The following is a 22,179-nucleotide window of genomic DNA, read 5'->3' on the forward strand; positions in this document are numbered from 1 at the left end:
GATGAGCACAGCAACCAGCTCGGCCGCGACGAGTTCCGTCGGAGCCGAGGACCTGATCTTCGACGTGCGGGGGATCACCCTGCGCTTCGGCGGCGTCACCAGCCTGGACGACGTCACGCTGCAGATGCGGCGGGGCGAGATCCTGGCGATCATCGGGCCGAACGGCGCGGGCAAGACCTCGCTGTTCAACTCCCTCACCGGCGTCTACACGCCGCAGGAGGGGGAGATCCTGGTGTCGGCCCGGCCGGGGGACTCGCCGCAGAGCGTCCTCGGGAAGAAGACCCATGTGGTCAACCACATGGGGGTCGCCCGGACCTTCCAGAACATCCGGCTGTTCCCCGCGCTCACCGCGCTGGAGAACGTCAAGGTCGGCGTCGAGACCCGGCAGAAGTCCGGTCCCGTCTCGGCGATGCTGGGGCTCCCGTGGCAGCGGCGGGAGGAGCGTGAGTCCACCCGGACGGCCTACGCCCTGCTCGAGCGGGTGGGCCTGGCGGCGCGCGCGAACGAGCTGGCCGGTTCCCTCGCCTACGGCGAGCAGCGCCGGCTGGAGATCGCGCGGGCGCTCGCCACGGGACCGGGCGTCATCCTGCTCGACGAGCCGGCGGCCGGGACCAACCCGGTGGAGAAGCGCGAGCTCGCGGCGCTGATCGAGCAGATCAACGCCGAGGGCGTCAGCGTGCTGCTGATCGAGCACGACATGAAGCTGGTCATGTCGGTGGCGCACCGGATCGTCGTGCTGAACTTCGGCAGGCGGATCGCCGAGGGGTCGCCCGAGCAGATCCAGCGGGACCCCGTCGTCGTGGCCGCCTACCTCGGCACCTCGGAGGAGGAGGCGGAGCAGGAGCTGGAGACCCACGACCAGCCCGAGCTGCACACCATCGACACGTCCGGCGACCCACTGGGCCACGGCCCCGCCGGTTCCGGCACCCCGGAAGGACCGCGTTCATGAGCGAGCAGGCAGGCGGCTCGTCCGTCCCCGGGCGCACGGGCTCCGTGCTCCTGGACGTGCAGGACCTGGAGGTCCGCTACGGCGCGATCGCGGCCATCAAGGGCATCTCCTTCCACGTCGAGCAGGGCGAGATCGTCGCCCTGCTCGGCGCCAACGGGGCGGGGAAGACGACCACCCAGAAGACCGTGTCGGGCATGCTCCGGCCGGCCGCCGGCTCGATCACCTTCGACGGGCAGCGCATCGACGGCATCCCGCCGCACAAGCTGATCGACCTGGGCATCTGCCACGTCCCGGAGGGGCGGCACGTCTTCCCGCGGATGACGGTCGAGGAGAACCTCGCGATGGGGGCGTTCCGCTTCCGCTCGCCCGACCAGGACGTGCTGGCCCACGTCCTGGACCTGTTCCCGCGGCTCAAGGAGCGGTACGGGCAGCAGAGCGGCACGCTCTCCGGCGGTGAGCAGCAGATGCTCGCGATCGGCCGGGCGCTGATGGGCAAGCCACGGCTGCTGCTGCTCGACGAGCCGTCGATGGGGCTGGCCCCGTTGATCGTCCAGCAGATCTTCGACATCGTCCGCAGCATCAACGCCGACGGTGTCTCGATCCTGCTGGTCGAGCAGAACGCGCGGCAGGCCCTGTCGCTCGCCGACCGCGGCTACGTGCTCGAGACCGGCGAGCTGGTGCTGGCCGGCTCCGGCCGCGAGCTGCTCGCCGACGACCGCATCCGGGCGGCCTACCTCGGCGAGGAACTCGCGAGCTGAGGGCTCAGGCCTTCTTCGGCGCGTTCAGCGTCATGCAGGTGAGCCGCGCGGTAGCGGTCTGACGGCCCTGGTCGTCGCTCACCTGGATGAGGAACGTGGACAGCGTGCGCCCGCGGCGCACGGGGGTGCACACCGCGGTCACGGTGCCGGAGGTCGCGGCGCGCAGGTAGCTGGCGTTCAGCTCGATGCCGACGACCTGCTTGTCCGGCCCCGCGCCGACCGCGGCCGCCATGGAACCGATGGTCTCCACGAGCGTGCACGTCGCACCCCCGTGGAGCAGCCCGAACGGCTGCTGGTTGCCCTCGACCGGCATGGTCGCCACCAGCCGGTCGGGGTTCCAGTCGGTGATCTGCACGCCGAGCTTGTCGTCCAGCGGGCTGCTGATGCCGTCGGGGAGCCAGGCGGGGGGAGGGGTGCTCACCCCCGCACCGTAACGGCGGTCGGGGGCCGCTCGGGCGTCGGTGCCTGCACATACGATCGGCGGCGATGTCCGCTCCGGTCTCCACCTCCGTGTCCACCCCCGCGCCGACCACCGCGTCGGCGCCGGGCACCCGCCCGCGGCTGCTGCTCCTCGATGGGCACTCGCTGGCCTACCGGGCGTTCTTCGCGCTCCCGGTCGAGAACTTCTCCACCACGACGGGCCAGCCGACGAACGCCGTCTACGGCTTCACGTCGATGCTGATCAACATCCTGCGCGACGAGCAGCCGAGTCACCTCGCCGTCGCGTTCGACGTCGGCCGCAAGACCTTCCGCAGCGAGATCTACGCCGAGTACAAGGCCAACCGCTCGGAGAGCCCCACGGACTTCCGCGGTCAGGTCAGCCTGGTGCAGGAGGTGCTGGGCGCGCTGCGCGTCCCGGTGATCACCGCCGAGGGGTACGAGGCCGACGACGTCATCGCCACCCTCACCGTGCAGGCGGTCGAGCAGGGCATGGACGTGCTGATCGCGACCGGGGACCGGGACGCGCTCCAGCTGGTGAACGAGCACGTCACCGTGCTCTACCCGCGCAAGGGCGTCTCGGACATGACCCGGTTCACGCCGGAGGAGGTCGAGGCCAAGTACAACCTCACGCCGGCCCAGTACCCCGACTTCGCGGCGTTGCGCGGCGACCCGAGCGACAACCTGCCGAGCATCCCGAGCGTGGGGGAGAAGACCGCCGCCAAGTGGGTGCGCGAGTACGGCTCGCTCGACGCGCTCGTCGACCAGGTCGACACCGTCAAGGGCAAGGTGGGGGAGAAGCTGCGCGAGCACCTCTCCTCGGTGCTGCAGAACCGGCGGCTCACCGAGCTGGACCGCGCGGTCCCGCTCGAGGTGGGCCCGCAGGACCTCGCCGTCCAGGCGTGGGACCGCAACGAGGTGCACACGCTCTTCGACAACCTGCAGTTCCGCGTGCTGCGCGAGCGGCTCTTCGCCACGCTCACCAGCGCCGAGCCCGAGGTCGAGGGCGGTTTCGACGCCACCGTCGACGCGGTGGCGGCCGGGGAGCTGGGTGCCTGGCTCGACGCGCACGCCCGGACGGGGCACACCGGCCTCATCTTCCGGGGCACGTGGGGCCGGGGCACCGGTGAGCTGACCGGCCTGGCCCTCGCCGCCGCCGACGACCACACCACCTTCGTCGACCTCGGCCCCGCCCTCGACGTGGCCGACGAGCAGGCCCTGGCCGCGTGGCTCGCCGACGCCGACCGGCCCAAGGTGGTGCACGAGGTCAAGGGGCCGCTGCTGGCGATCTGGGCGCGCGGCTGGGAACTGGCCGGCCTGGTGAGCGACACCGCGCTCGCGGCGTACCTCGCCCTGCCCGGGCAGCGGTCGTTCGACCTCGGTGACCTCGCGGTGCGCTACCTGCGTCGCGAGCTCACCGACGCCGCCGAACCGGAGGGGCAGCTCACCCTCGACGGCCTCGGCCCGAGCGAGGACGACGTCGCCGCCGAGGCGGCCAAGGCCGACGTGCTGAAGGCCGTGGCCGTCAACGACCTCGCCGACGCCCTCGAGCAGGTGCTCGGCCAGAAGGGCGGGGACCACCTGCTCGGCGAGATCGAGCTGCCGCTGACCCGGGTGCTCGCCTCCATGGAGTACCGGGGCATCGCCGTCGACCTGGACTTCCTGCAGGACCTGCAGAAGGAGTTCTCCGACGCCGTCGCCGCGGCGGCCGCCGAGTGCTACGCCGTGATCGGCCGCGAGGTGAACCTCGGCTCGCCCAAGCAGCTGCAGGCGGTGATCTTCGACGAGCTGGGCCTGCCCAAGACGAAGAAGAACAAGACCGGCTACACCACCGACGCCGACGCGCTCACCTGGCTGTTCGAGCAGACCGGGCACCCGTTCATGGAGCACCTGCTCCGCCACCGCGACGTGACCCGGCTGCGCACGGTCATCGACGGCCTCATCCCGATGGTCGACGACGGCGGGCGCATCCACACCACGTTCCAGCAGACCATCGCCGCCACGGGCCGGCTCTCCTCGACCGACCCGAACCTGCAGAACATCCCGATCCGCAGCGCCGAGGGTCGCCGGATCCGGCAGGCATTCGTCGTCGGGCAGGGGTACGAGTCCCTCATGACGGCGGACTACAGCCAGATCGAGATGCGGATCATGGCCCACCTCTCCGGCGACGAGGGGCTGATCGAGGCGTTCACGTCGGGGGAGGACCTGCACTCCTTCGTCGCCTCCAAGGCGTTCGACATCCCGATCTCCGAGGTCGACCCGGAGATGCGCCGGCGCATCAAGGCGATGAGCTACGGCCTGGCCTACGGTCTCTCCGCCTACGGGCTGTCCGGGCAGCTGCGGATCTCCGTCGAGGAGGCGCGCGAGCAGATGAACGCCTACTTCGAGCGCTTCGGCGGGATCCGCGACTACCTCGACGGGGTCGTCGACGAGGCCCGGCAGACCGGCTTCACCGAGACCACGCTCGGCCGGCGGCGCTACCTGCCCGACCTCACCAGCGACAACGGCCAGCGCCGGCAGATGGCCGAGCGGATGGCACTCAACGCCCCGATCCAGGGGTCGGCGGCCGACGTCATCAAGGTCGCGATGCTCAACGTGGAGAAGGCGATCGCGGCCGAGGGGCTGAGGTCCCGGATGCTGCTGCAGGTGCACGACGAGCTCGTGCTCGAGGTGGCACCGGGGGAGGAGGAGGCCCTGGAGACGCTGGTCCGCCGCGAGATGGCGGGTGCCGCGCAGTTGTCGGTGCCGTTGGAGGTCTCGGTCGGCGTGGGCGCCAGCTGGGACGCCGCCGCGCACTGATGACGGCCGCCGGTTCCGCTCCGCTGCGGGGGCGCTCCCTGACGTACGGCCCCGCGGGGACGACACGTCCGGGCGACGGGTCGTGGCCGCCTCCCGCGGACCGGCGCGGCTACGAGCGGACGGTCGAGCTCGGACGCGGCGACGCCTGCTGGTCCACGGCGACGGAGGCGCTGATGTCCTGGGGCGTGAAGACGCGCAGCAGGTTCGTCGTGGAGGCGGCTGCCGGCGGCGAGCCGGTCGTCCGGGAGGGCGCCGACTACTGGCTGGTCGCCTCCGTCGGACCGCTGCGGATCCGCGAGCCGGCGCGGGTCGTCGCCGTCGTGGACCGGCCGGACCGCCGGGGCTACGCCTACGGGACGTTGGAGGGCCACCCGGTGTCGGGCGAGGAGGCCTTCGTCCTGCACCGCGACGGCGACGGCGTCGTCCGGCTCACCCTGCGGTCGGTGACCGCGGCCGGCCGGGGCTCGTGGCGCCTGGCCTTCCCCGTGGTCCTGGTGGCGCAGCGCTGGTACCGCTCGCGCTACGTGCGGGCGCTCCGGTCCCTACCGTGAACGGACCCGTGACGCTGGCCTCGACGGCGCTGCTCCACCCCGCCGTGCTCGACGGCGCTCGCGGGCTCTGCGAGGTGGCGTTCGAGGGCGAGGGCTTCGGCGAGGAGGACTGGCAGCACGCGCTCGGGGGCCTGCACGCACTCGTGGTGGACGGCGACCGGGTCGTCGCGCACGGTGCGCTGGTGCCCCGGCGCTTCCACCACGCCGGGCGCGTCCTGCGGGTCGGTTACGTGGAGGCGGTCGCAGTCGATCCGGCGCGGCGGCGGCGCGGGCTCGGATCCGCGGTCATGGCCGCGCTGGAGGACGTCGTGCGTCGCGACCACGACGCCGGTGCCCTGGGGGCCACGGACGAGGGGGCCGCGCTCTACTCGGCGCGGGGCTGGGTGCGGTGGCGTGGCAGCACCTGGGCCGAGACGCCGACCGGACGCATCCGCACCGAGGAGGACGACGACGCGGTGTTCGTCCTGCCGGCCGCCGCCGACCTCGACCCGACCGGCGAGCTCACCTGCGACTGGCGCGACGGCGACCTCTGGTGACGGCCTCGCTGCCCGCGGGTGCGCAGCGGGTGCTGGTCGCCGGCAGCACGGGAGCCGGGAAGTCGACGGCTGCGCGAGCCCTGGCGACGGCGCTCGACCTGCCGTACACCGAGCTGGACGCCCTGTGGCACGGGCCCGGCTGGCAGCCGCGCCCGGAGTTCTCCGACGACGTGGCAGGGATGCTCGCGGCGGGCCGCTGGGTGACCGAGTACCAGTACCGGCCGGTGAAGGCGGCGCTGCTCGGCGCGGCCGACGCGGTCGTCTGGCTCGACCACCCGTTCCCCCTGGTGGCCTGGCGGCTGCTGCGACGGTCGTTCGTCCGCGCGGCCACGCGCCGGCCGCTCGTGAACGGGAACGTCGAGCGGTTCGGGCTCTGGGCGCGGGCCAGCCACCCGCTCCGCGTCGTCCTGGGTCCGGAGTTCTGGCGGAAGCGGCGGCGGACGGCGCACGAGCTGTCCGGGGCGGCCGCGCGAGGCGTCGTGGTGGTGCGGCTGCGCGGCGCCCGGCAGGCCGACCAGTGGCTGCAACGGCAGACGGTCTGACCCTCGACCAGAGGTTCAGGGTCGCCGGCAGACCAAGATCAGGGTGCCGGGCACGAGCGCGCCGCGCTCCGGGGACCACTGCCCCCAGTTCTCGGTGCGGCCCGGGGTCCACTCCGGCTCGACCAGCTCCGCGAGCACGAGCCCGGCCCCGACGACGGCCCGGACCCAGTCGCCGACCGTGCGGTGGTGCTCGACGTAGACCGTGCGGCCGGCGTCGTCGGTCTCCACGTAGGGCGTCCGGTCGAAGTAGGACGAGACGATCCGCAGGTCCTCGGGGTCCGGAGAGTCGGGGAACGGCCAGCGCATCGGGTGGTTCACCGACGCCACGAACCGCCCTCCGGGCCGGAGGACCCGCGCCACCTCCCGCAGGGCGCCCTCGACGTCGGCCACGAACGGCAGGCCGCCGAACGCCGAGCACGCCAGGTCGACGCTGCCGTCGACCACCGGGAGCGCGCCGGCGTCGGCCTGCAGCAGCGGGACGGCGATGCCGGTCGCGCGGTTCAGCTCGGCGGCGCGGGCCAGCATGCCGCCGGAGAGGTCCAGCGCCACGACGTCGGCGCCCGCGGTGCGCAGCCAGCGGGAGCACGGGGCCGAGCCGCACCCGACCTCCAGGACCCGGCGGCCGGCGACGTCACCGAGCAGGTGGGCCTCGGCCTCGCGCAGGCCCTCGGGGCACCACAGGAAGTCCGCATCGCCGAGGTCGGAGCCGTGCTCGGCCAGGTACGCGGGGGCGGCGGCGTCCCACCAGGCGCGGTTGGCGCGGGCCGACTCGACCGGCCCGGCGGGCCGGCGGGCGACCCCTCCGGCGGCTGGGTAGCCGTCGTCGGCCAGCGGGAGGGAGGGGGGCTGCGGGGGAGCGGTCATGACGCGCCGATCGTGACACGCCGCGGAGCCGCGGTGACCGGTCCCACCCAGGTGGACCGGGCCGTCTCGACGTCCGTACCATGGAGGGGCGCCAGAGGTCTGACGTGCCCACCCCGTTCCGCAGGGTGGCCCGCGCCGGTTCTTTCCCGCTGTTCCTCCCCGCGGTCGTGCGGCCGTGGGTGTCCTGTCCCTACGCATTCCCCGTCCGGAGCTACCAACCACATGACCTCCACCCAGGTCCGTCCTTCCAGCACCCCCCAGGTCGCCATCAACGACATCGGTAGCGCCGAGGACTTCCTCGCCGCCATCGACCAGACGATCAAGTACTTCAACGAAGGCGACATCGTCGAGGGCGTCATCGTCAAGGTCGACCGGGACGAGGTGCTGCTGGACATCGGCTACAAGACCGAGGGCGTCATCCCCTCGCGCGAGCTCTCCATCAAGCACGACGTCGACCCGAACGAGGTCGTCAAGGTCGGCGACGAGGTGGAAGCCCTGGTTCTCCAGAAGGAGGACAAGGAAGGCCGGCTGATCCTCTCCAAGAAGCGCGCCCAGTACGAGCGCGCCTGGGGCACGATCGAGGCCAAGAAGGAAGCCGACGAGGTCGTCACCGGCACCGTCATCGAGGTCGTCAAGGGTGGCCTCATCCTCGACATCGGCCTGCGCGGGTTCCTCCCCGCCTCGCTGGTCGAGATGCGCCGCGTCCGCGACCTGCAGCCCTACGTGGGCCGCGAGCTCGAGGCGAAGATCATCGAGCTCGACAAGAACCGCAACAACGTCGTCCTCTCCCGCCGCCAGTGGCTGGAGCAGACGCAGTCCGAGGTCCGCAGCGAGTTCCTCAACAAGCTCGCCAAGGGTCAGGTGCGCTCGGGTGTCGTCTCCTCGATCGTCAACTTCGGCGCGTTCGTGGACCTCGGCGGCGTCGACGGCCTGGTGCACGTCTCCGAGCTGTCCTGGAAGCACATCGACCACCCGTCCGAGGTCGTCGAGGTGGGCCAGGAGGTCACCGTCGAGGTCCTCGACGTCGACCTGGACCGCGAGCGGGTCTCCCTGTCGCTGAAGGCGACGCAGGAGGACCCGTGGCGTCAGTTCGCCCGCACGCACCAGATCGGTCAGGTCGTCCCGGGCAAGGTCACCAAGCTGGTTCCCTTCGGTGCGTTCGTGCGCGTCGACGAGGGCATCGAGGGCCTGGTGCACATCTCCGAGCTGGCCGAGCGCCACGTGGAGATCCCGGAGCAGGTCGTGCAGGTCGGCGACGAGATCCTGGTCAAGGTCATCGACATCGACCTGGACCGCCGCCGCATCTCGCTCTCGCTCAAGCAGGCCAACGAGGGCGTCGTCGGCGACGAGGAGCAGTTCGACCCCGCCGCCTACGGCATGTCGGCCTCGTACGACGAGCAGGGCAACTACATCTACCCCGAGGGCTTCGACCCGGAGACCGGCGAGTGGCTCGAGGGCTACGACGAGGCCCGCGAGACGTGGGAGCGGCAGTACGCCGAGGCCCAGGCCCGCTTCGAGGCGCACCGCAAGCAGATCGCGGCCGCCAAGGAGGCCGACGCCGAGGCCGCTGCCGGTGGCAGCTACTCCAGCGACGACGCCGCCGGTGCCGACGCCCCGGCCAGCGGTGGCACCCTGGCCAGCGACGAGGCGCTCGCCGCGCTGCGCGCCAAGCTGGCCGGCGGCGAGTGACCCCGAGGGTCTGACCCGCCAGTTCTGCGCGTCGGAGGCCCAGGACCCCTCGGGGTCCTGGGCCTCTGGCGTTCCCGGGGGTGCCGGCTGTCAGCACCGTCGACCCGCTGCGGCACGACGAAGGGCCCATGGACGACGTCGTCCATGGGCCCTTCGTGGCGATGCGGTTCCCCGCCGCACCGCGGGCGGTGTGGTCGATGACCTCGGAGCGGGAGCCGCCGTCGACCCGTCGGGGGACCGGCGGCGGGGCTCAGAGGCTGAGGATGATGGCGAACGCCGTGCGCGGGCGCCCGCCGGATCCGGCCAGGAAGCCCCAGGTGTGGCGGCCGGTGGTGGGGGTGGAGAACATCCACCGCAGCAGCGAGCTGCGGTGTGCGACGGCCGGCCGCTGGAACTGCATGCGGTCGCGCACCGCCGGGATGTCCGCGCAGCGCACGCCGGCGGCCGCGCCGAGCCGGTGCCGTCCGGCGCCACGGCGGGCGGCTCGGGTCGACGGGGATGCGGTGTGCGTGGAACCGGACATGTTCTCGTTCTGCCTCTCTCGGCGGGGAAGATCGCCAGGCAGAACGTTATCCGTGGGACTCGTGTGACTACTGCGACGCGCCGGGCAGGTGAGCTGCGTGTTACCCGTCCGTGATCTTTCCCGGGCGGTCGCTACTGTCCGTACGTGCTGAGGATCGGACTGACCGGCGGCATCGGCTCGGGAAAGAGCACGGTGTCGACCCTGCTGGCGGAGCGCGGTGCCGTGGTCGTGGACGCCGACCGCATCGCCCGCGAGGTGCTCGAACCGGGGACGCCTGGGCTCGCAGCCGTGGCGACGGAGTTCGGCCCGGGGGTGCTCACCCCCGACGGCGCACTGGACCGGCCGGCACTGGCTGCCATCGTCTTCTCCGACGCCGCGGCGCGCAGCCGGCTCGACGCGATCGTCCACCCGCTCGTGCGGGCCCGGTCCGCGGAGCTGCTCGCCGCGGCCGAACCGGACGCCGTGGTGGTCAACGACGTCCCACTGCTGGTGGAGACCGGGCAGGCCGGTTCCTACGACCTCGTGGTCGTGGTCGAGGCAGATCCCGAGACGCGTATCCGTCGCCTGGTCGGTCGCGGGCTGGCCGAGGCCGACGCCCGCGCCCGGATCGCCGCCCAGGCCACGGACGAGCAGCGCCGTGCGGTCGCCGACGTGGTGCTGGACAACAGCGGGACGCCGGAACAGCTCGCCGAACAGGTGGCCCGCTTCTGGGCCGAGCACGTCTCCCGGGGATGACAAGAGCCCCAGGTCGAGGTGACCTGGGGCTCTGCGTGGTGGGCGATACTGGGATCGAACCAGTGACCTCTTCCGTGTCAGGGAAGCGCGCTACCGCTGCGCCAATCGCCCGTTCCGGCCTCGCGGCCGGACCCTCCTCCGCGCTCGTTCTCCGGAGGAGACGAGGTGGAGACGGGATTTGAACCCGTGTAGACGGCTTTGCAGGCCGTTGCCTCGCCTCTCGGCCACTCCACCGCACGCGGGTGCCGGTCTCTCGACCAGCACCCGAGGTTCCGAGCGGACGACGGGATTCGAACCCGCGACCCTCACCTTGGCAAGGTGATGCTCTACCACTGAGCCACGTCCGCGTTACGGATAGAACTCTAGCGGACCCGCGGAGGGGGTTTGAAGGGGGGGTCCCCGGGCCCCCCTCCGTGGGGGTCCGCCTGAACATCTCCGCAGGTCAGAGGCCTGACGCGTCCCCGCCGCCGTTGGACAGCAGGGCATCGAGCTCCTGGTCGAGACGCAGCAGGGCCGTCTCCGAGCCCGAGGGGACCATCGCCTCGGTGTGCCGGAGGAACGCCGCGACGGTCGCCCGGGAGAGCTCGAAGAGCGCCTCGCCGGAGGGGGCCCGCAGGTGCAGGAAGAGCACGTCGGTGGCCGCCTGGGCGGGCCAGATGCGCACGTCGCCGTCGCCGGTGGGGTGCTCGAGGCCGGCCTGGAGCAGTTCGCGGCCCACCAGCCAGGCGATCCCGTCGTCGTCCTGCTCGCCCACCTCGCCGAACGCGATCCGGACCGCGAACGGGTCCGCGGGGTCGTAGCAGAGCAGCGCGGGGACCTCGGTCCACGACTGGGGGCCGACCAGCTGAAGAGTGATGGGGGTGATGTGACCGGGGGTCCATCGGCTCGTCATGTCCGGTCAACGACGCAGTGCCCGATGAGTGACGTCCTGCCATCCGTCGTGCCCCATCTGTCACACGCGCCCCATCGGACACATCGATCCGGTCACATCGAACCGACGAGGGGGGTGCTTGCGAACGCCCCGTGTGACCATGGGAATCGTGAGTCGACCGGTGCGCCGACAGGAGGACGGCGCTGGGGACCTCGAGATCCTCCGGCGCATCCGTGCGGGTGACCGCGACGCCGTCGACGACCTGTACGAGCGCTTCCGCCGGCCCGCCTTCGCGCTCGCCCGCCGGATCCTCGCCGACGACGGCCTGGCCGAGGACGTGCTGCAGGACGTCTTCCTCGGCGTGTGGCGCGACCCGCACGCCTACGACGGCGCCCGGGGGAGCTTCTCCTCGTGGCTCCTGGCCGTGGTGCACCACAAGGCCGTGGACGCCGTGCGGCGCGAGGAGTCGCAGCGCCGGCGCCAGGCCCGCGCGGAGGACGAGGCGGTGCTGGACGCGCCCGTCGCCGCGCGGGACGTCGAGGACGACGCCTGGTCGCGGGTGGTGGCCGACCAGGTGCGGTCGGCCCTCGGTGTGCTGCCCACCGCGCAGCGCGAGGCGCTGACCCTGGCCTACTACGGCGGATACACGCAGCGGGAGGTGGCCGCGCTGACCGATACGCCTCTCGGGACGGTCAAGACCCGCATGCTCGCCGGGATGCGCCGGTTGAAGACGGAGCTGGGAGGTCTGTCGGCGCAGGGCGAGAGCGCGCTCGACGGCAGCGCCCCCCTGGACGGGACGGCACGATGACCGGGGAGCACTCCTACGACGAGCTCGCCGTCGGCTGGGCACTGCACGCGCTCGAGCCCGACGACGAGGCGGATTTCGCCCGGCACCTGGCCGGCTGCGACCGGTGCGCGCGCACGGTGACCGAGACCTCCGAGGTGATGGCGGCGATGGCTCGCGACCTGCCGTCGGCCGAGCCCTCCCCGGAGCTCCGCTCGCGGTTGCGCGCGGCGGTCGAGTCGACCGAGCAGCTGCCCGCACCGACGGCGGAGCCGCGACCGGTCGCGCTCCCCGTGCAGGCCACGCGGGTCCCCCGTCCGGCCGGCCGCACGCGGCTGCTCACCCGGTCCCTGGTGGCCGCCGCCGTCGCCGCGGTCGTGGGACTCGGTACGTGGGCCGCGGTGCTGAGCCAGTCCCGCGACGACCTGCGGTCCGACCTGGCCGCGCAGCAGGCCGTGCTGAGCGAGCTCACCAAGCCGGGGGAGGCGACCGTCATCCCGCTGACGACGGGGGAGCGCGACGTCGCGACCGTCGTCGCCCGTGACGACGTCGTCCAGGTGGTCTCCGACGGGCTCTCGCGCAACGACGTCTCCGCGCAGACCTACGTCCTGTGGGGGCTCGGCGACGGCGCCCCCGTGGCGCTGGGCACGTTCGACGTCGTGCGGTCACAGATCGCCGTGCAGACCGTAGGCTCCGGAGGGACCGGACTCGACGACTTCCCCGGATACGGCATCAGCATCGAGCCCGGTCGACAGGCTCCGTCGGCACCGACGGACGTCGTCGCGACCGGGCAGGTGACCAGCTGAGCGGACCAGACACGACGACTCCTACCACCGCTCGGGCACGGGCGCGCGCGGAGTCCGCCGACGAACGACGCGCGCGGTACGACGCGGACGAGGTGCACAGCCTGCGCGAGCGGGTCGCCGAGGCCCGCTGGCGGCGCCGGCTGGCGGCCAGTCGCAGCATCAACCACGGCTACCGGGTCGGCGTGGGGATCGTGGGTGGGCTGATCGTCGCGGTCGGGCTGGTCACCATCCCGCTGCCGGGCCCGGGCTGGCTCACGGTGATCGCCGGGCTCTTCGTGCTGGCCACCGAGTTCACCTGGGCCGAGCGGCTGCTGGAGTTCACCAAGGCCCACGTGAAGCGCTGGACCGACTGGGTGACCGCGCAGCCGGTGTGGGTCCGGCTGCTCATCGCGGCCGCGACGGCGGCCTTCGTCTACGGCGTCCTGGTCGTCACCCTGCACGTCACGGGGGTTCCCGACTGGGTACCGGGGTGGGTGCCGCTCTGGCGATGAGCGTCTGGCACAATCAGACGCGCAACGGGCGATTGGCTCAGTGGTAGAGCGCTTCGTTCACACCGAAGAGGTCACTGGTTCGAACCCAGTATCGCCCACCGTCGCGAAGGCCCGGTCCGCAGCTGCGGGCCGGGCCTTCGCTGTCGGGGGAGCACGCACTCACATGCGGGCGTCCATGCGCTCCAGCACTCCCGGCACGCCCTCGATGGCCCATTCGCGCCCGTCCCGCGCGCGGATCGTGCCCGAGTAGCTGCCGTACATCTGGGCGTAGCGGATGGCGGCCACGACGAGCTGGTGGCGCACCGCCTTGTGCCCGTCCGGCGTGAAGACCAGGTCCAGCCGCCCGTCGGCGTCGACCACGGTGACCGGGGCCTGCAGATCGGCCGGCCGGTCTCCCGGATCGGGGGTGAACCGGATCCCGTGCAGCGGCTCGGCGGCCTCCGGCGTCCAGACGCCGGACTCCTCGAACTCGTCCGGGAGCTGGGGGCGGGTGGCGAAGTTCGCGCCCACCACGCCGTCGGGCAGGCGTACCGCGAAGGTGCCCCACGTCCACTCGGTGCGGTAGGCGAGCTGCGAGCGGTGCTCGTCGATGATCACCAGGTGCTCGGCGGCGTGGAAGCCGTAGGTCCGCGAACCCACCGTGACGTGCCCGGAGGCCGGGAAGATCCGCTTGTGGGTGTAGAGGGTGCTGCGGCGCGGCATCCGGGCGCTCATCGACAGCGCGGGGGAGGCCTGCCGGACGTCGAGCAGGAGTTCTCCCGAGACCGCCTCGCTCGACGCGGTGGCGGCGAGCTCGAACCGGACCCTGTGGCTGCCGCCGGCGTCGTCGAAGTCGTACCGCACGGCGTAGCCGGGCTTCACGAACTCGCAGTGCCCGCCCTCGAGCAGAATCCGCGGCAGCTGGGCGAACCCGCCGCGCGCGGTGGCCGCGAACTCGGTCAGCCGCCCGCTGGCCCGGTCGCGGACGTAGAACTCGGAGGAGGAGAGGTACTTCGCGTCCTGGATGATCATCGCCCCGTACAGCTCGGGGTGGACCAGCGTGAAGCCCACCCACTCCTTGGTCCGGAAGTCGTGCCAGCGGCGGCGCAGGCCGGAGAACTCGTCGGCCGGGTTGACGTCGGAGGGGCGGGCGTCGAACCAGCCGTGGTGGCGGCTGCCGGACTCGACCAGGCGCGGAGGGGTCGTCATGCGCGGCAGCGTAGTGAGACCAAGATCGCTCGCCCGGGGCCGCGCCGGGGGACCATGGGAGAGATGGGCGCCCGACCGGACCGCGCGAACCGTCTCGAGCTGGTGCTGGAGCGCGACGGCCCGACGTGCATCTGGTGCGGCCGCGTCTTCGCCGGGCTGGTGCGGCCGACCACGGAGCACGTCGTCCCGCGCGTCAAGGGCGGCCCCTCGTGGCTGGAGAACGAGGTCGCGGCCTGCCGCCGGTGCAACGCCGAACGAGGGCACCGGACGCCGGTGGAGTGGCTCGAGGAGTGCCTGCGCCGCGGATGGCCGGCCGACGAGGCGCGGCTGGGCCGCGCGCTCGCCGCCCTGGCCGAGGCCATCGGGGCCCTCGGTGGCCAGCGCCGCGCCCGGCCCTACCTGGACGCGCAACTGCGCCGGCTGCGCCGCCGGACGGACGGCGCAGCCGGGCAGGTGGGGTGAGTCAGAGCTGCTCGAGCGGGCGGGCCCGGAGTGCGGCGAACCCGCTGACCAGTGCGGCGACCAGGAGGTAGGAGGCCGCGAGCCACGGCGAGCCACCGGTGGTGGCCAGCAGCGCGGTCATGATCAGCGGGGTGAAGCCGCTCGCGTAGATCCCGCCGCCCTGGAAGGCCAGCGACATGCCCGTGTACCGGGTCCGCGTCGGGAAGACCTCGGCGAACAGGGTGGACTCCGCGCCGCTGGTCAGCCCGTAGCTCACGCCCAGCATGGCGACGAGGACGACGCCGACCACCACGACCTGTCCCGACCCGAGCAGGGCGAACGCCGGGAAGACCCCGAGCGCCAGGAGTCCGCAGCCGAGGGCGAAGACCCGACCACGGCCGATCCGGTCGCCGAGTGCCCCGGCCAGCGGGACGACGGCCGCCTCCACCAGCGCGGCGACGGTCACCGCCACCAGCACGCCGGTGCGGTCCATGCCGATGGTGGTGACGGTGTAGGTCAGCACGAAGACGGCCCAGGTGTTGAAGGAGGCGCCCTCCGCCCAGCGGGCCAGCAGCGCCCAGCCGAGGTTCCGCCGCGACCGCTCGTCGCGGAAGACCTCGACGGCGGGGACGCGGGCGACCTCGGCCCGCTCCTGGACCTGCCGGAAGGCCGGCGTCTCCAGGACCTTGAGCCGGACGACCAGGCCCACCAGCACCAGCACCAGGCTGGACACGAACGCGATCCGCCAGCCCCAGCCGGTGAACGCGTCGTCGTCCATCACCGAGCCGAGCAGCGCGAAGGCGCCGGTGCCCAGGGCCAGGCCCAGGCCGAGCCCGACCTGCGGCATCGCGCCGTACAGCCCCCGTCGACCGGGTGGTGCGTACTCGACGGCGAGCAGCACCGCCCCGCCCCACTCCCCGCCGACGGCGATCCCCTGGAGGATCCGCAGCAGCACCAGCAGGACCGGGGCCAGCACGCCGATGGAGTCGGGGGAGGGCAGCAGGCCGATCAGCGCGGTCGAGACGCCGGTCAGCGCCATGGTCACGATCAGCGTCGTGCGCCGGCCGACCCGGTCGCCGATGTGCCCGAACACGAGGCCGCCCAGGGGGCGGGCGAGGAAGCCGACGGCGAACGTGGCGAACGACAGCAGCGTCGCCACCGTCGGGTCGCCGTCGCCGTAGAAGACGGTCGGGAACACGATCCCGGCGGCCGTGGCGAACAGGAAGAAGTCGTACCACTCGATCGTCGTGCCGATCAGGCTGGCGACCAGCACCGTGCGGGAGCTGGGCTCCGCCTCGACCTGGGGCTCGGGGGCGAGCGCGGTGGCAGTCATCGGCCGGCGAAGGGGATCGAGGCGGTCGGTGCGGAGGCGGCGGGCGAGCCGGCGGGCGGCGTCCACAGGCCCCGCCGGCCGAGCTCGGGCAGCACACCCTCCCCGACCCAGTAGGCCTCCTCCAGGTGCGGATGACCGGAGAGGATGAACTCGTCGATGCCGAGGGAGTGGTACTCGGCGATCCGGTCGGCCACCTCGGTGTGGCTGCCGACCAGGGCGGTCCCGGCGCCGCCGCGGACCAGGCCGACGCCGGCCCACAGGTTCGGCGACACCTCCAGGTCGGCCGCCCGCGACGTGCCCCCGGAGTGCAGCGCGCGCATCCGCCGCTGACCCTCGGACTCGCTGCGCGCCAGGTTGGCCTGCACCTTCTCGATCATCCCGTCGGGGATGCCGGCCAGCAGCGCCTCGGCCTGCGCCCACGCGGCGTCCGCGGTGTCGCGCGCGATGACGTGCAGCCGGACGCCGAAGCGCACGCTGCGCCCGCGGGCAGCGGCCAGGCCGCGGATCCACTCGATCTTCTCGGCCACCTGCCGGGGCGGCTCGCCCCAGGTCAGGTAGACGTCGCTGTGCTCGACGGCGATCTGCCCGGCGACGGGGGACGAACCGGCGAAGTAGACCGGGGGGATCGGATCGGGGACCGACTCCAGCCGGGCCTGCTCCACCCGCACGTGCTCGCCGGCGAGGTCGACGGTCTCGCCGCGCCACAGCCGGCGGACCACCTCGAGGAACTCGCCGGCGCGGCGGTAGCGGTCGTCCTTGCCGAGGAAGTCGCCGTAGGCCCGCTGCTCGGCGGGCTCGCCGCCGGTCACCACGTTCAGCAGCAGCCGCCCGTCGGAGTGGCGCTGGAAGGTGGTGGCCATCTGCGCGGCGAGGGTGGGGGAGAGCAGTCCCGGACGGAAGGCGACGAGGAACTTCAGCCGCTCGGTCCGCCCCGCCAGCATCGCGGTGGTGAGCCAGGCGTCCTCGCACCAGAGCCCGGCCGGGGTCAGGGCGGCCTCGAAGCCGACCGACTCGGCCGCCTGCACCACCTGGGTGAGGTAGTGCAGGGTCGCGGGGCGTGCGGCGCCGGCGGCCGAGGCCGCCATGCCGTGGCCGCCGCCGACGAGGCCCCGGGAGTCGCCGTAGGTGGGCAGGAACCAGTGCGCGGTGAGGGGACGGCGGCCGCCACCGGGAAGCGGCGCGACGGCGAACGGGTCGGTGGGTGCGGGCAGGGTGGGAACGCGGGTCATGACGAGTCCAGACGTGGGATCCCGGCGCGCGGCGTGGGCGTGCCGGAGGAGTGGGGGCGGCGAGCCGCACCGGCCGCCTCAGCGACGGACGATGCGGAGGCGCGGACAGGCCGCGCTGTCGACCCGGAGCAGGTCGACGTGCCGGCGTCGGGTCAGCATTCCGCCGACTCCCCGGTCTCCCGTCATGGCGCGAGTCTCGTAAGCCGATCGGTTTGATGTCAAATTCGCCGTCCCACGTCCGCGTAGCGTGTCGGGGATGAGCGAGGGAGCAGGGCGCGCCGTCGGCACGGTCGCGTCGATCTCGGTGTACCCGGTGAAGTCCCTGGCCGGGCGCAGCGTCCCGGCGGCGCTCGTGGACCCGGCCGGGTTGCGCGGTGATCGTGCCTACGCGGTGGTCGACGCCGACACCGGCGAGCGCGTTCCGGTGAAGACCGCGCCGGAGCTGCGGCAGGTGGTGGCCACCGGGGACACCGAGGCCGACACGATCACCCTCACCGAGGTGCTGGGCCGGCCGGTGCGCCTCGCGACCGGGGATGCCGGGCCGCAGGTCGACGCCGCCGCCGTGCACCTGGTCTCCCGGCAGGCGATCGACCGGGCGGAGTCGGGCGACGTCCCCGAGGGGTGCTCCGCGGACGACCCGCGCGCCAACGTCCTGCTCGACCTCCCCGACGGGGACGAGCGGGACTGGGTGGGCCGCACCGTCCGCATCGGCGCGGTCGAGCTGCACGTGACCCGCACGCCGAAGCACTGCCTCGGGGTGTACGCCGAGGTGCGCCGCCCCGGCGAGATCACCGTCGGGGACGCCGTCCTGCTCTAGCCTGCGCGGCATGCGCCGCTGGGTGGCCGCCGTCGCGGCCGGAGTCCTGCTCTGCGGCTGCGGTCCCGAGGCCGGGACGGCGGAGAACCCGGCCCTCGCGCCCGATCCGCGGGCGAGCGCGCCCGCGCCCCCCGAGCCGGAGAGCCTGACGATCCTGGCCACCGGTGACGTGCTCGTGCACCAGGGCCGGGCGCTCACCACGGGTGCGCGGCAGGCGGACGGCTCCTACGACTTCGGCCAGGTGTTCGCCCCCGTGGCCGGGCTGGTCTCCGGCGCCGACCTGGCGATCTGCCACCTGGAGACGCCGGTGGCACCCGAGGGTGGCCCCTACCGCGGCTATCCCAGCTTCGCGGTCCAGCCGGAGATCGTCGGTGCGCTGGCCGGGGCCGGCTACGACCTGTGCTCCACCGCGTCCAACCACTCGCTGGACGCCGGGTTCGAGGGGTTGACGCGCACCCTCGACACCCTGGACGAGGCCGGTGTCGCGCACACCGGGACCCATCGCAGCGAGGCCGAGAGCCCGACGCTCGTCGACGTCCACGGGGTGGCGGTGGGGCACGTCGCGGCGACCTTCGGCCTCAACGGGGTGCCGCTTCCCGCGGGCAGGGACTGGGCGGTGGACGTCGCGGCCGTTCCCGACGTGGACGGGATGCTGGCGCAGGCCGCGGCGGCGCGGGCCGCGGGGGCGGAGATCGTCGTCGCCAGCCTGCACTGCTGCCGGGAGTACGACGAGGACCCGACGCCGGCGCAGGTGGCCGCGGTCCGTGCGCTGCTCGCCTCGCCCGACGTCGACCTGGTGCTCGGCCACCACGCGCACGTCGTCCAGCCCTTCGAGCAGATCGGTGGGAAGTGGGTGGCCTACGGCCTGGGCAACCACCTGGCCGAGCACGAGACGCGCGGACACCCGACCGAGGACTCGGTCGCCGCGCGGTTCACCTTCACCCGCGGGGACGACGGACGCTTCGCCGTGACGCGGGCCGAGGCGGTGCCGCTGCGGATCGAGATCGGGACCGGCTCCGTGCGCGTGGTCCCGGCCGACCCCGCGAGCTCAGCCCGGATCGCCGCCGTCCTGGACCGGCGCGGCGCCGTCGCCGCCGGGTTGGGCATCGTCCCGGGGTGAACCGGGCGGCGCACTAGGCTCAGGGCCGGTGACCGGCCTCGTCCGGTGATCGAACCGTCGCGCCGACCCCTGGGAGTACGTGTGTCCACCCCGCCCTCGTCGTCACGCCAGCCTGGGGCGTCCAGCTCGATCCGGGTGCCGGCCGGGACGACGGCGATGCAGGCGCTCAAGGACGCGGGGGTCCCGCTCAAGGGTCCCGACGGCGCCGTCGTCGTCCGCGACCTGGTGACCGGTGAGCTCAAGGACCTGGCCTGGGCGCCGGAGTCCGACGCCGAGGTGGAGCCCGTCCCGGCCTCGAGCGCCGACGGACGCGCGGTCATCCGCCACTCGACCGCGCACGTGCTCGCACAGGCGGTCCAGGAGCTCTTCCCGGGCACCCGGCTCGGCATCGGACCGCCGGTGGAGAACGGTTTCTACTACGACTTCGACCCGGAGCGGCCTTTCACGCCCGAGGACCTGGCGGCCCTCGAGAAGAAGATGACCGAGATCGTCCGTGCGGGGCAGAACTTCTCCCGGCGGGAGATCAGCGACGCCGACGCGCAGGCCGAGCTGGCCTCCGAGCCCTACAAGCTGGAGCTGATCGGCCTCAAGGGCGGTGCAGGTGACGCCGAGGGCGCCGACGTGGAGGTCGGCGGCGCGCAGCTGACCATGTACGACAACCTCGACGCGCGCACCGGCGAGCGGGTCTGGACCGACCTGTGCCGAGGCCCGCACCTGCCGCGCACCAACGCCATCCCGGCCTTCGGCCTCACCCGCAGCGCGGCCGCGTACTGGCGGGGGAGCGAGAAGAACCCGCAGCTGCAGCGCATCTACGGCACCGCGTGGGAGAGCAAGGACGCGCTCAAGGCCCACCTGGAGCAGGTGGCCGAGGCCGAGCGCCGCGACCACCGGCGCCTGGGCGCCGAGCTGGACCTGTTCAGCTTCCCCGACGAGGTGGGCTCGGGGCTGGCGGTGTTCCACCCGAAGGGCGGCATCATCCGGCGCGAGCTGGAGAAGTACAGCCAGCGCCGCCACGAGGAGGCCGGCTACTCCTTCGTCAACACCCCGCACATCACCAAGGGGCACCTCTTCGAGGTCTCCGGTCACCTCGACTGGTACGCCGAGGGCATGTACCCGGCGATGCAGCTGGACGAGGAGCGCGACGCCGAGGGCAACGTCCGCCGGCAGGGGCAGGACTACTACCTCAAGCCGATGAACTGCCCGATGCACAACCTGGTCTTCGCCTCCCGCGGCCGGTCCTACCGCGAGCTGCCGCTGCGGCTGTTCGAGTTCGGCACCGTCTACCGCTACGAGAAGTCCGGCGTCGTGCACGGCCTGACCCGTGCACGGGGCTTCACCCAGGACGACGCGCACATCTACTGCACCCCGGAGCAGATGGCCGGGGAGCTGCGCGGGCTGCTCGACTTCGTGCTCGGGCTGCTGGCCGACTACGGGCTGCGCGACTTCTACCTGGAGCTGTCCACCCGGAACCCGGAGAAGTCGGTCGGCACCGACGAGGGCTGGGAGCGGGCCACCGAGGCGCTGCGCCAGGCTGCGATGGACTCCGGCCTCGAGCTGGTCCCCGACCCCGGCGGCGCCGCCTTCTACGGCCCCAAGATCTCCGTCCAGGCGAAGGACGCGATCGGCCGCACGTGGCAGATGTCGACCATCCAGGTCGACTTCAACCTGCCCGAGCGGTTCGGGCTGGAGTACACCGCGGCCGACGGGTCCCGGCAGCGGCCGGTGATGCTGCACCGCGCGCTGTTCGGCTCGATCGAACGCTTCTTCGGCGTCCTCACCGAGCACTACGCGGGTGCCTTCCCGGCCTGGCTCGCTCCGGTCCAGGTCGTCGGCATCCCGATCACCGACGACCAGGTGCCCTACCTGCGCGACGTCGCCCTGAAGCTCGAGGCGCGCGGGCTGCGGTTCGAGCTGGACGACTCCGACGACCGCATGCAGAAGAAGATCCGCACCGCCAGCAAGCAGAAGGTGCCGTTCGTGCTCATCGCCGGGGCCACCGACGCCGAGGCCGGTGCGGTGTCCTTCCGCTTCCGCGACGGCAGCCAGCGCAACGGGGTGCCGGTCGACGAGGCCGTCGAGGAGATCGCGCGCTGGGTGGCGGCCCGGAACAACGCCGACCCGACGGCGGAGAACGTCGCAGGGGACGCGGGATGAGCGACGACGGCGGCCCGACCGTGGCGCAGAGCCCCGGCCAGGCCTTCGAGCACCTGTGGACGCCCTACCGCATGGCCTACATCCGGGGGGAGGGCAAGCCCACCGGCGCCCACGACTGCCCGTTCTGCGTCATCCCGACGATGAGCGACGAGGACGGGCTGGTCGTGGCGCGCGGCGAGGCCGTCTTCGCCGTCCTCAACCTGTACCCGTACAACGCCGGGCACCTCATGCTGGTGCCCTACCGGCACGTGCCCGACTACACCGACCTCACGGTCGCCGAGGTCGCCGAGCTGGGCGCCTTCACGCAGACCGCGATGCGGACGATCCGCGCGGTCGCCGGAGCCCACGGGTTCAACATCGGGATGAACCAGGGCTCGGTCGCCGGTGCCGGCATCGCCGACCACCTGCACCAGCACGCGGTGCCGCGCTGGGGCGGCGACACGAACTTCATGCCGGTCGTCGGGCTCACCCGCGTCCTGCCGCAGGTGCTGGGGGAGACCCGCGACCTGCTCGCCGCCGCCTGGGCCGACCACGCCGTGGCCCCGGCGACGGAGGTCTGAC

At 73.0% G+C, this 22,179-nt stretch carries 23 protein-coding genes and 4 tRNA genes; 17 read left to right on the forward strand and 10 right to left on the reverse strand.

All coding sequences use genetic code 11. The features are described from left to right. The first annotated feature begins 1 nt into the window (after nt 1). Together DQ237_RS16195 and DQ237_RS16200 are read left to right on the forward strand one after the other, a co-directional pair. The gene (locus tag DQ237_RS16195) at nt 2-949 is read left to right on the forward strand and encodes an ABC transporter ATP-binding protein (protein ID WP_113801180.1); all 948 of its coding nucleotides are present in this window, start codon (nt 2-4) and stop codon (nt 947-949) included. Then, nucleotides 946-1,707: an ABC transporter ATP-binding protein gene (locus DQ237_RS16200; protein ID WP_113801181.1), complete on the forward strand. Its 762-nt coding sequence runs from the start codon at nt 946-948 to the stop codon at nt 1,705-1,707. The genes DQ237_RS16195 and DQ237_RS16200 overlap by 4 nt, the downstream gene beginning before the upstream one ends. A 4-nt stretch (nt 1,708-1,711) precedes the next feature. On the opposite strand, the gene DQ237_RS16205 is transcribed toward DQ237_RS16200, so the two are convergent. Beyond that, nucleotides 1,712-2,128 (reverse strand): PaaI family thioesterase, encoded by a 417-nt coding sequence (locus DQ237_RS16205; protein ID WP_113801182.1) that lies wholly within the window; start codon nt 2,126-2,128, stop codon nt 1,712-1,714. A gap of 65 nt (nt 2,129-2,193) precedes the next feature. Between DQ237_RS16205 and polA the strand changes: the two genes are divergently transcribed. Genes polA through DQ237_RS16225 form a run of 4 tightly spaced genes read left to right on the forward strand, consistent with a single transcriptional unit; the run spans nt 2,194 to nt 6,573 of the window. After that, a complete protein-coding gene (gene polA, locus DQ237_RS16210) occupies nt 2,194-4,944 on the forward strand; it encodes a DNA polymerase I (RefSeq protein ID WP_113801183.1) in 2,751 nt (916 codons plus the stop codon). Then, on the forward strand, nt 4,944-5,495 hold the full coding sequence (locus tag DQ237_RS16215) for a DUF1990 family protein (protein ID WP_205730250.1): 552 nt from the start codon (nt 4,944-4,946) through the stop codon (nt 5,493-5,495). The genes polA and DQ237_RS16215 overlap by 1 nt, the downstream gene beginning before the upstream one ends. Further along, a complete protein-coding gene (locus tag DQ237_RS16220; RefSeq protein ID WP_205730251.1) occupies nt 5,492-6,031 on the forward strand; it encodes a GNAT family N-acetyltransferase in 540 nt (179 codons plus the stop codon). Before DQ237_RS16215 ends, DQ237_RS16220 begins: the two co-directional genes overlap by 4 nt. After that, nucleotides 6,028-6,573: a hypothetical protein gene (locus tag DQ237_RS16225; protein WP_113801184.1), complete on the forward strand. Its 546-nt coding sequence runs from the start codon at nt 6,028-6,030 to the stop codon at nt 6,571-6,573. The genes DQ237_RS16220 and DQ237_RS16225 overlap by 4 nt, the downstream gene beginning before the upstream one ends. 15 nt (nt 6,574-6,588) lie before the next feature. On the opposite strand, the gene DQ237_RS16230 is transcribed toward DQ237_RS16225, so the two are convergent. Continuing rightward, nucleotides 6,589-7,437 carry a class I SAM-dependent methyltransferase gene (locus DQ237_RS16230; RefSeq protein ID WP_113801185.1) on the reverse strand — a complete coding sequence of 283 codons (849 nt, stop codon included), beginning with the start codon at nt 7,435-7,437 and terminating at the stop codon, nt 6,589-6,591. 222 nt (nt 7,438-7,659) lie between these two features. Between DQ237_RS16230 and rpsA the strand changes: the two genes are divergently transcribed. After that, nucleotides 7,660-9,126 (forward strand): 30S ribosomal protein S1, encoded by a 1,467-nt coding sequence (gene rpsA, locus DQ237_RS16235; protein ID WP_113801186.1) that lies wholly within the window; start codon nt 7,660-7,662, stop codon nt 9,124-9,126. A gap of 250 nt (nt 9,127-9,376) precedes the next feature. On the opposite strand, the gene DQ237_RS16240 is transcribed toward rpsA, so the two are convergent. Continuing rightward, nucleotides 9,377-9,649: a hypothetical protein gene (locus DQ237_RS16240; protein WP_113801187.1), complete on the reverse strand. Its 273-nt coding sequence runs from the start codon at nt 9,647-9,649 to the stop codon at nt 9,377-9,379. Nucleotides 9,650-9,793: 144 nt separating this feature from the next. Here DQ237_RS16240 and coaE point away from each other — a divergent pair, with 144 nt between their 5' ends. Further along, nucleotides 9,794-10,384, forward strand: a complete 591-nt coding sequence (gene coaE / locus DQ237_RS16245; RefSeq protein WP_113801188.1) for a dephospho-CoA kinase — start codon at nt 9,794-9,796, stop codon at nt 10,382-10,384. 36 nt (nt 10,385-10,420) lie between these two features. Here coaE and DQ237_RS16250 read toward each other — a convergent pair. From DQ237_RS16250 to DQ237_RS16265, 4 genes are all read right to left on the reverse strand, one after another. Further along, nucleotides 10,421-10,495: transfer RNA gene (locus DQ237_RS16250), tRNA-Val, on the reverse strand. Nucleotides 10,496-10,547: 52 nt separating this feature from the next. Beyond that, nucleotides 10,548-10,618 (reverse strand) — tRNA-Cys (locus DQ237_RS16255). Nucleotides 10,619-10,659: 41 nt separating this feature from the next. Beyond that, nucleotides 10,660-10,731 (reverse strand) — tRNA-Gly (locus DQ237_RS16260). A gap of 95 nt (nt 10,732-10,826) precedes the next feature. Then, nucleotides 10,827-11,276: an SsgA family sporulation/cell division regulator gene (locus tag DQ237_RS16265; RefSeq protein WP_113801189.1), complete on the reverse strand. Its 450-nt coding sequence runs from the start codon at nt 11,274-11,276 to the stop codon at nt 10,827-10,829. Between the two features lie 139 nt (nt 11,277-11,415). Here DQ237_RS16265 and DQ237_RS16270 point away from each other — a divergent pair, with 139 nt between their 5' ends. From DQ237_RS16270 to DQ237_RS16285, 4 genes are all read left to right on the forward strand, one after another. After that, complete coding sequence (locus DQ237_RS16270) at nt 11,416-12,063, forward strand: sigma-70 family RNA polymerase sigma factor (RefSeq protein WP_240619687.1); 648 nt, start codon at nt 11,416-11,418, stop codon at nt 12,061-12,063. Next, nucleotides 12,060-12,845, forward strand: coding sequence for an anti-sigma factor domain-containing protein (locus DQ237_RS16275; RefSeq protein WP_113801191.1), 786 nt, complete (start codon nt 12,060-12,062; stop codon nt 12,843-12,845). The genes DQ237_RS16270 and DQ237_RS16275 overlap by 4 nt, the downstream gene beginning before the upstream one ends. Nucleotides 12,846-12,937: 92 nt before the next feature. Further along, nucleotides 12,938-13,336: a TIGR02611 family protein gene (locus DQ237_RS16280; RefSeq protein ID WP_113801192.1), complete on the forward strand. Its 399-nt coding sequence runs from the start codon at nt 12,938-12,940 to the stop codon at nt 13,334-13,336. A gap of 26 nt (nt 13,337-13,362) precedes the next feature. Continuing rightward, a tRNA-Val gene (locus DQ237_RS16285) sits at nt 13,363-13,434 on the forward strand. Nucleotides 13,435-13,495: 61 nt separating this feature from the next. Here the strand turns inward: DQ237_RS16285 and DQ237_RS16290 are convergent. Continuing rightward, nucleotides 13,496-14,524 carry a DUF2804 family protein gene (locus DQ237_RS16290; RefSeq protein WP_113801193.1) on the reverse strand — a complete coding sequence of 343 codons (1,029 nt, stop codon included), beginning with the start codon at nt 14,522-14,524 and terminating at the stop codon, nt 13,496-13,498. Between the two features lie 63 nt (nt 14,525-14,587). On the opposite strand from DQ237_RS16290, the gene DQ237_RS16295 reads away from it, so the two are divergent. Beyond that, nucleotides 14,588-14,986, forward strand: coding sequence for an HNH endonuclease (locus DQ237_RS16295; protein WP_113801194.1), 399 nt, complete (start codon nt 14,588-14,590; stop codon nt 14,984-14,986). Nucleotide 14,987: 1 nt separating this feature from the next. Here DQ237_RS16295 and DQ237_RS16300 read toward each other — a convergent pair whose 3' ends face one another. Next, nucleotides 14,988-16,298 carry an MFS transporter gene (locus tag DQ237_RS16300; RefSeq protein ID WP_113801266.1) on the reverse strand — a complete coding sequence of 437 codons (1,311 nt, stop codon included), beginning with the start codon at nt 16,296-16,298 and terminating at the stop codon, nt 14,988-14,990. Further along, the gene (locus tag DQ237_RS16305; protein WP_113801195.1) at nt 16,295-17,527 is read right to left on the reverse strand and encodes an LLM class flavin-dependent oxidoreductase; all 1,233 of its coding nucleotides are present in this window, start codon (nt 17,525-17,527) and stop codon (nt 16,295-16,297) included. Before DQ237_RS16305 ends, DQ237_RS16300 begins: the two co-directional genes overlap by 4 nt. Before the next feature lie 256 nt (nt 17,528-17,783). Between DQ237_RS16305 and DQ237_RS16310 the strand changes: the two genes are divergently transcribed. The 4 genes from DQ237_RS16310 (at nt 17,784) to DQ237_RS16325 (ending at nt 22,178) form a co-directional block, all read left to right on the forward strand. Further along, nucleotides 17,784-18,344, forward strand: coding sequence for an MOSC N-terminal beta barrel domain-containing protein (locus DQ237_RS16310; protein WP_113801196.1), 561 nt, complete (start codon nt 17,784-17,786; stop codon nt 18,342-18,344). A gap of 10 nt (nt 18,345-18,354) precedes the next feature. Further along, entirely contained in the window at nt 18,355-19,464 is a 1,110-nt protein-coding gene (locus DQ237_RS16315; protein WP_113801197.1) for a CapA family protein, read from the forward strand. Nucleotides 19,465-19,545: 81 nt separating this feature from the next. Further along, complete coding sequence (gene thrS / locus DQ237_RS16320) at nt 19,546-21,618, forward strand: threonine--tRNA ligase (RefSeq protein ID WP_113801198.1); 2,073 nt, start codon at nt 19,546-19,548, stop codon at nt 21,616-21,618. After that, the gene (locus tag DQ237_RS16325; protein ID WP_113801199.1) at nt 21,615-22,178 is read left to right on the forward strand and encodes an HIT domain-containing protein; all 564 of its coding nucleotides are present in this window, start codon (nt 21,615-21,617) and stop codon (nt 22,176-22,178) included. Before thrS ends, DQ237_RS16325 begins: the two co-directional genes overlap by 4 nt. Nucleotide 22,179: the final 1 nt, after the last annotated feature.

Origin of the sequence: Blastococcus sp. TF02-8 (genome assembly GCF_003319175.1) — a bacterium.
Lineage (GTDB): Bacteria > Actinomycetota > Actinomycetes > Mycobacteriales > Geodermatophilaceae > Blastococcus.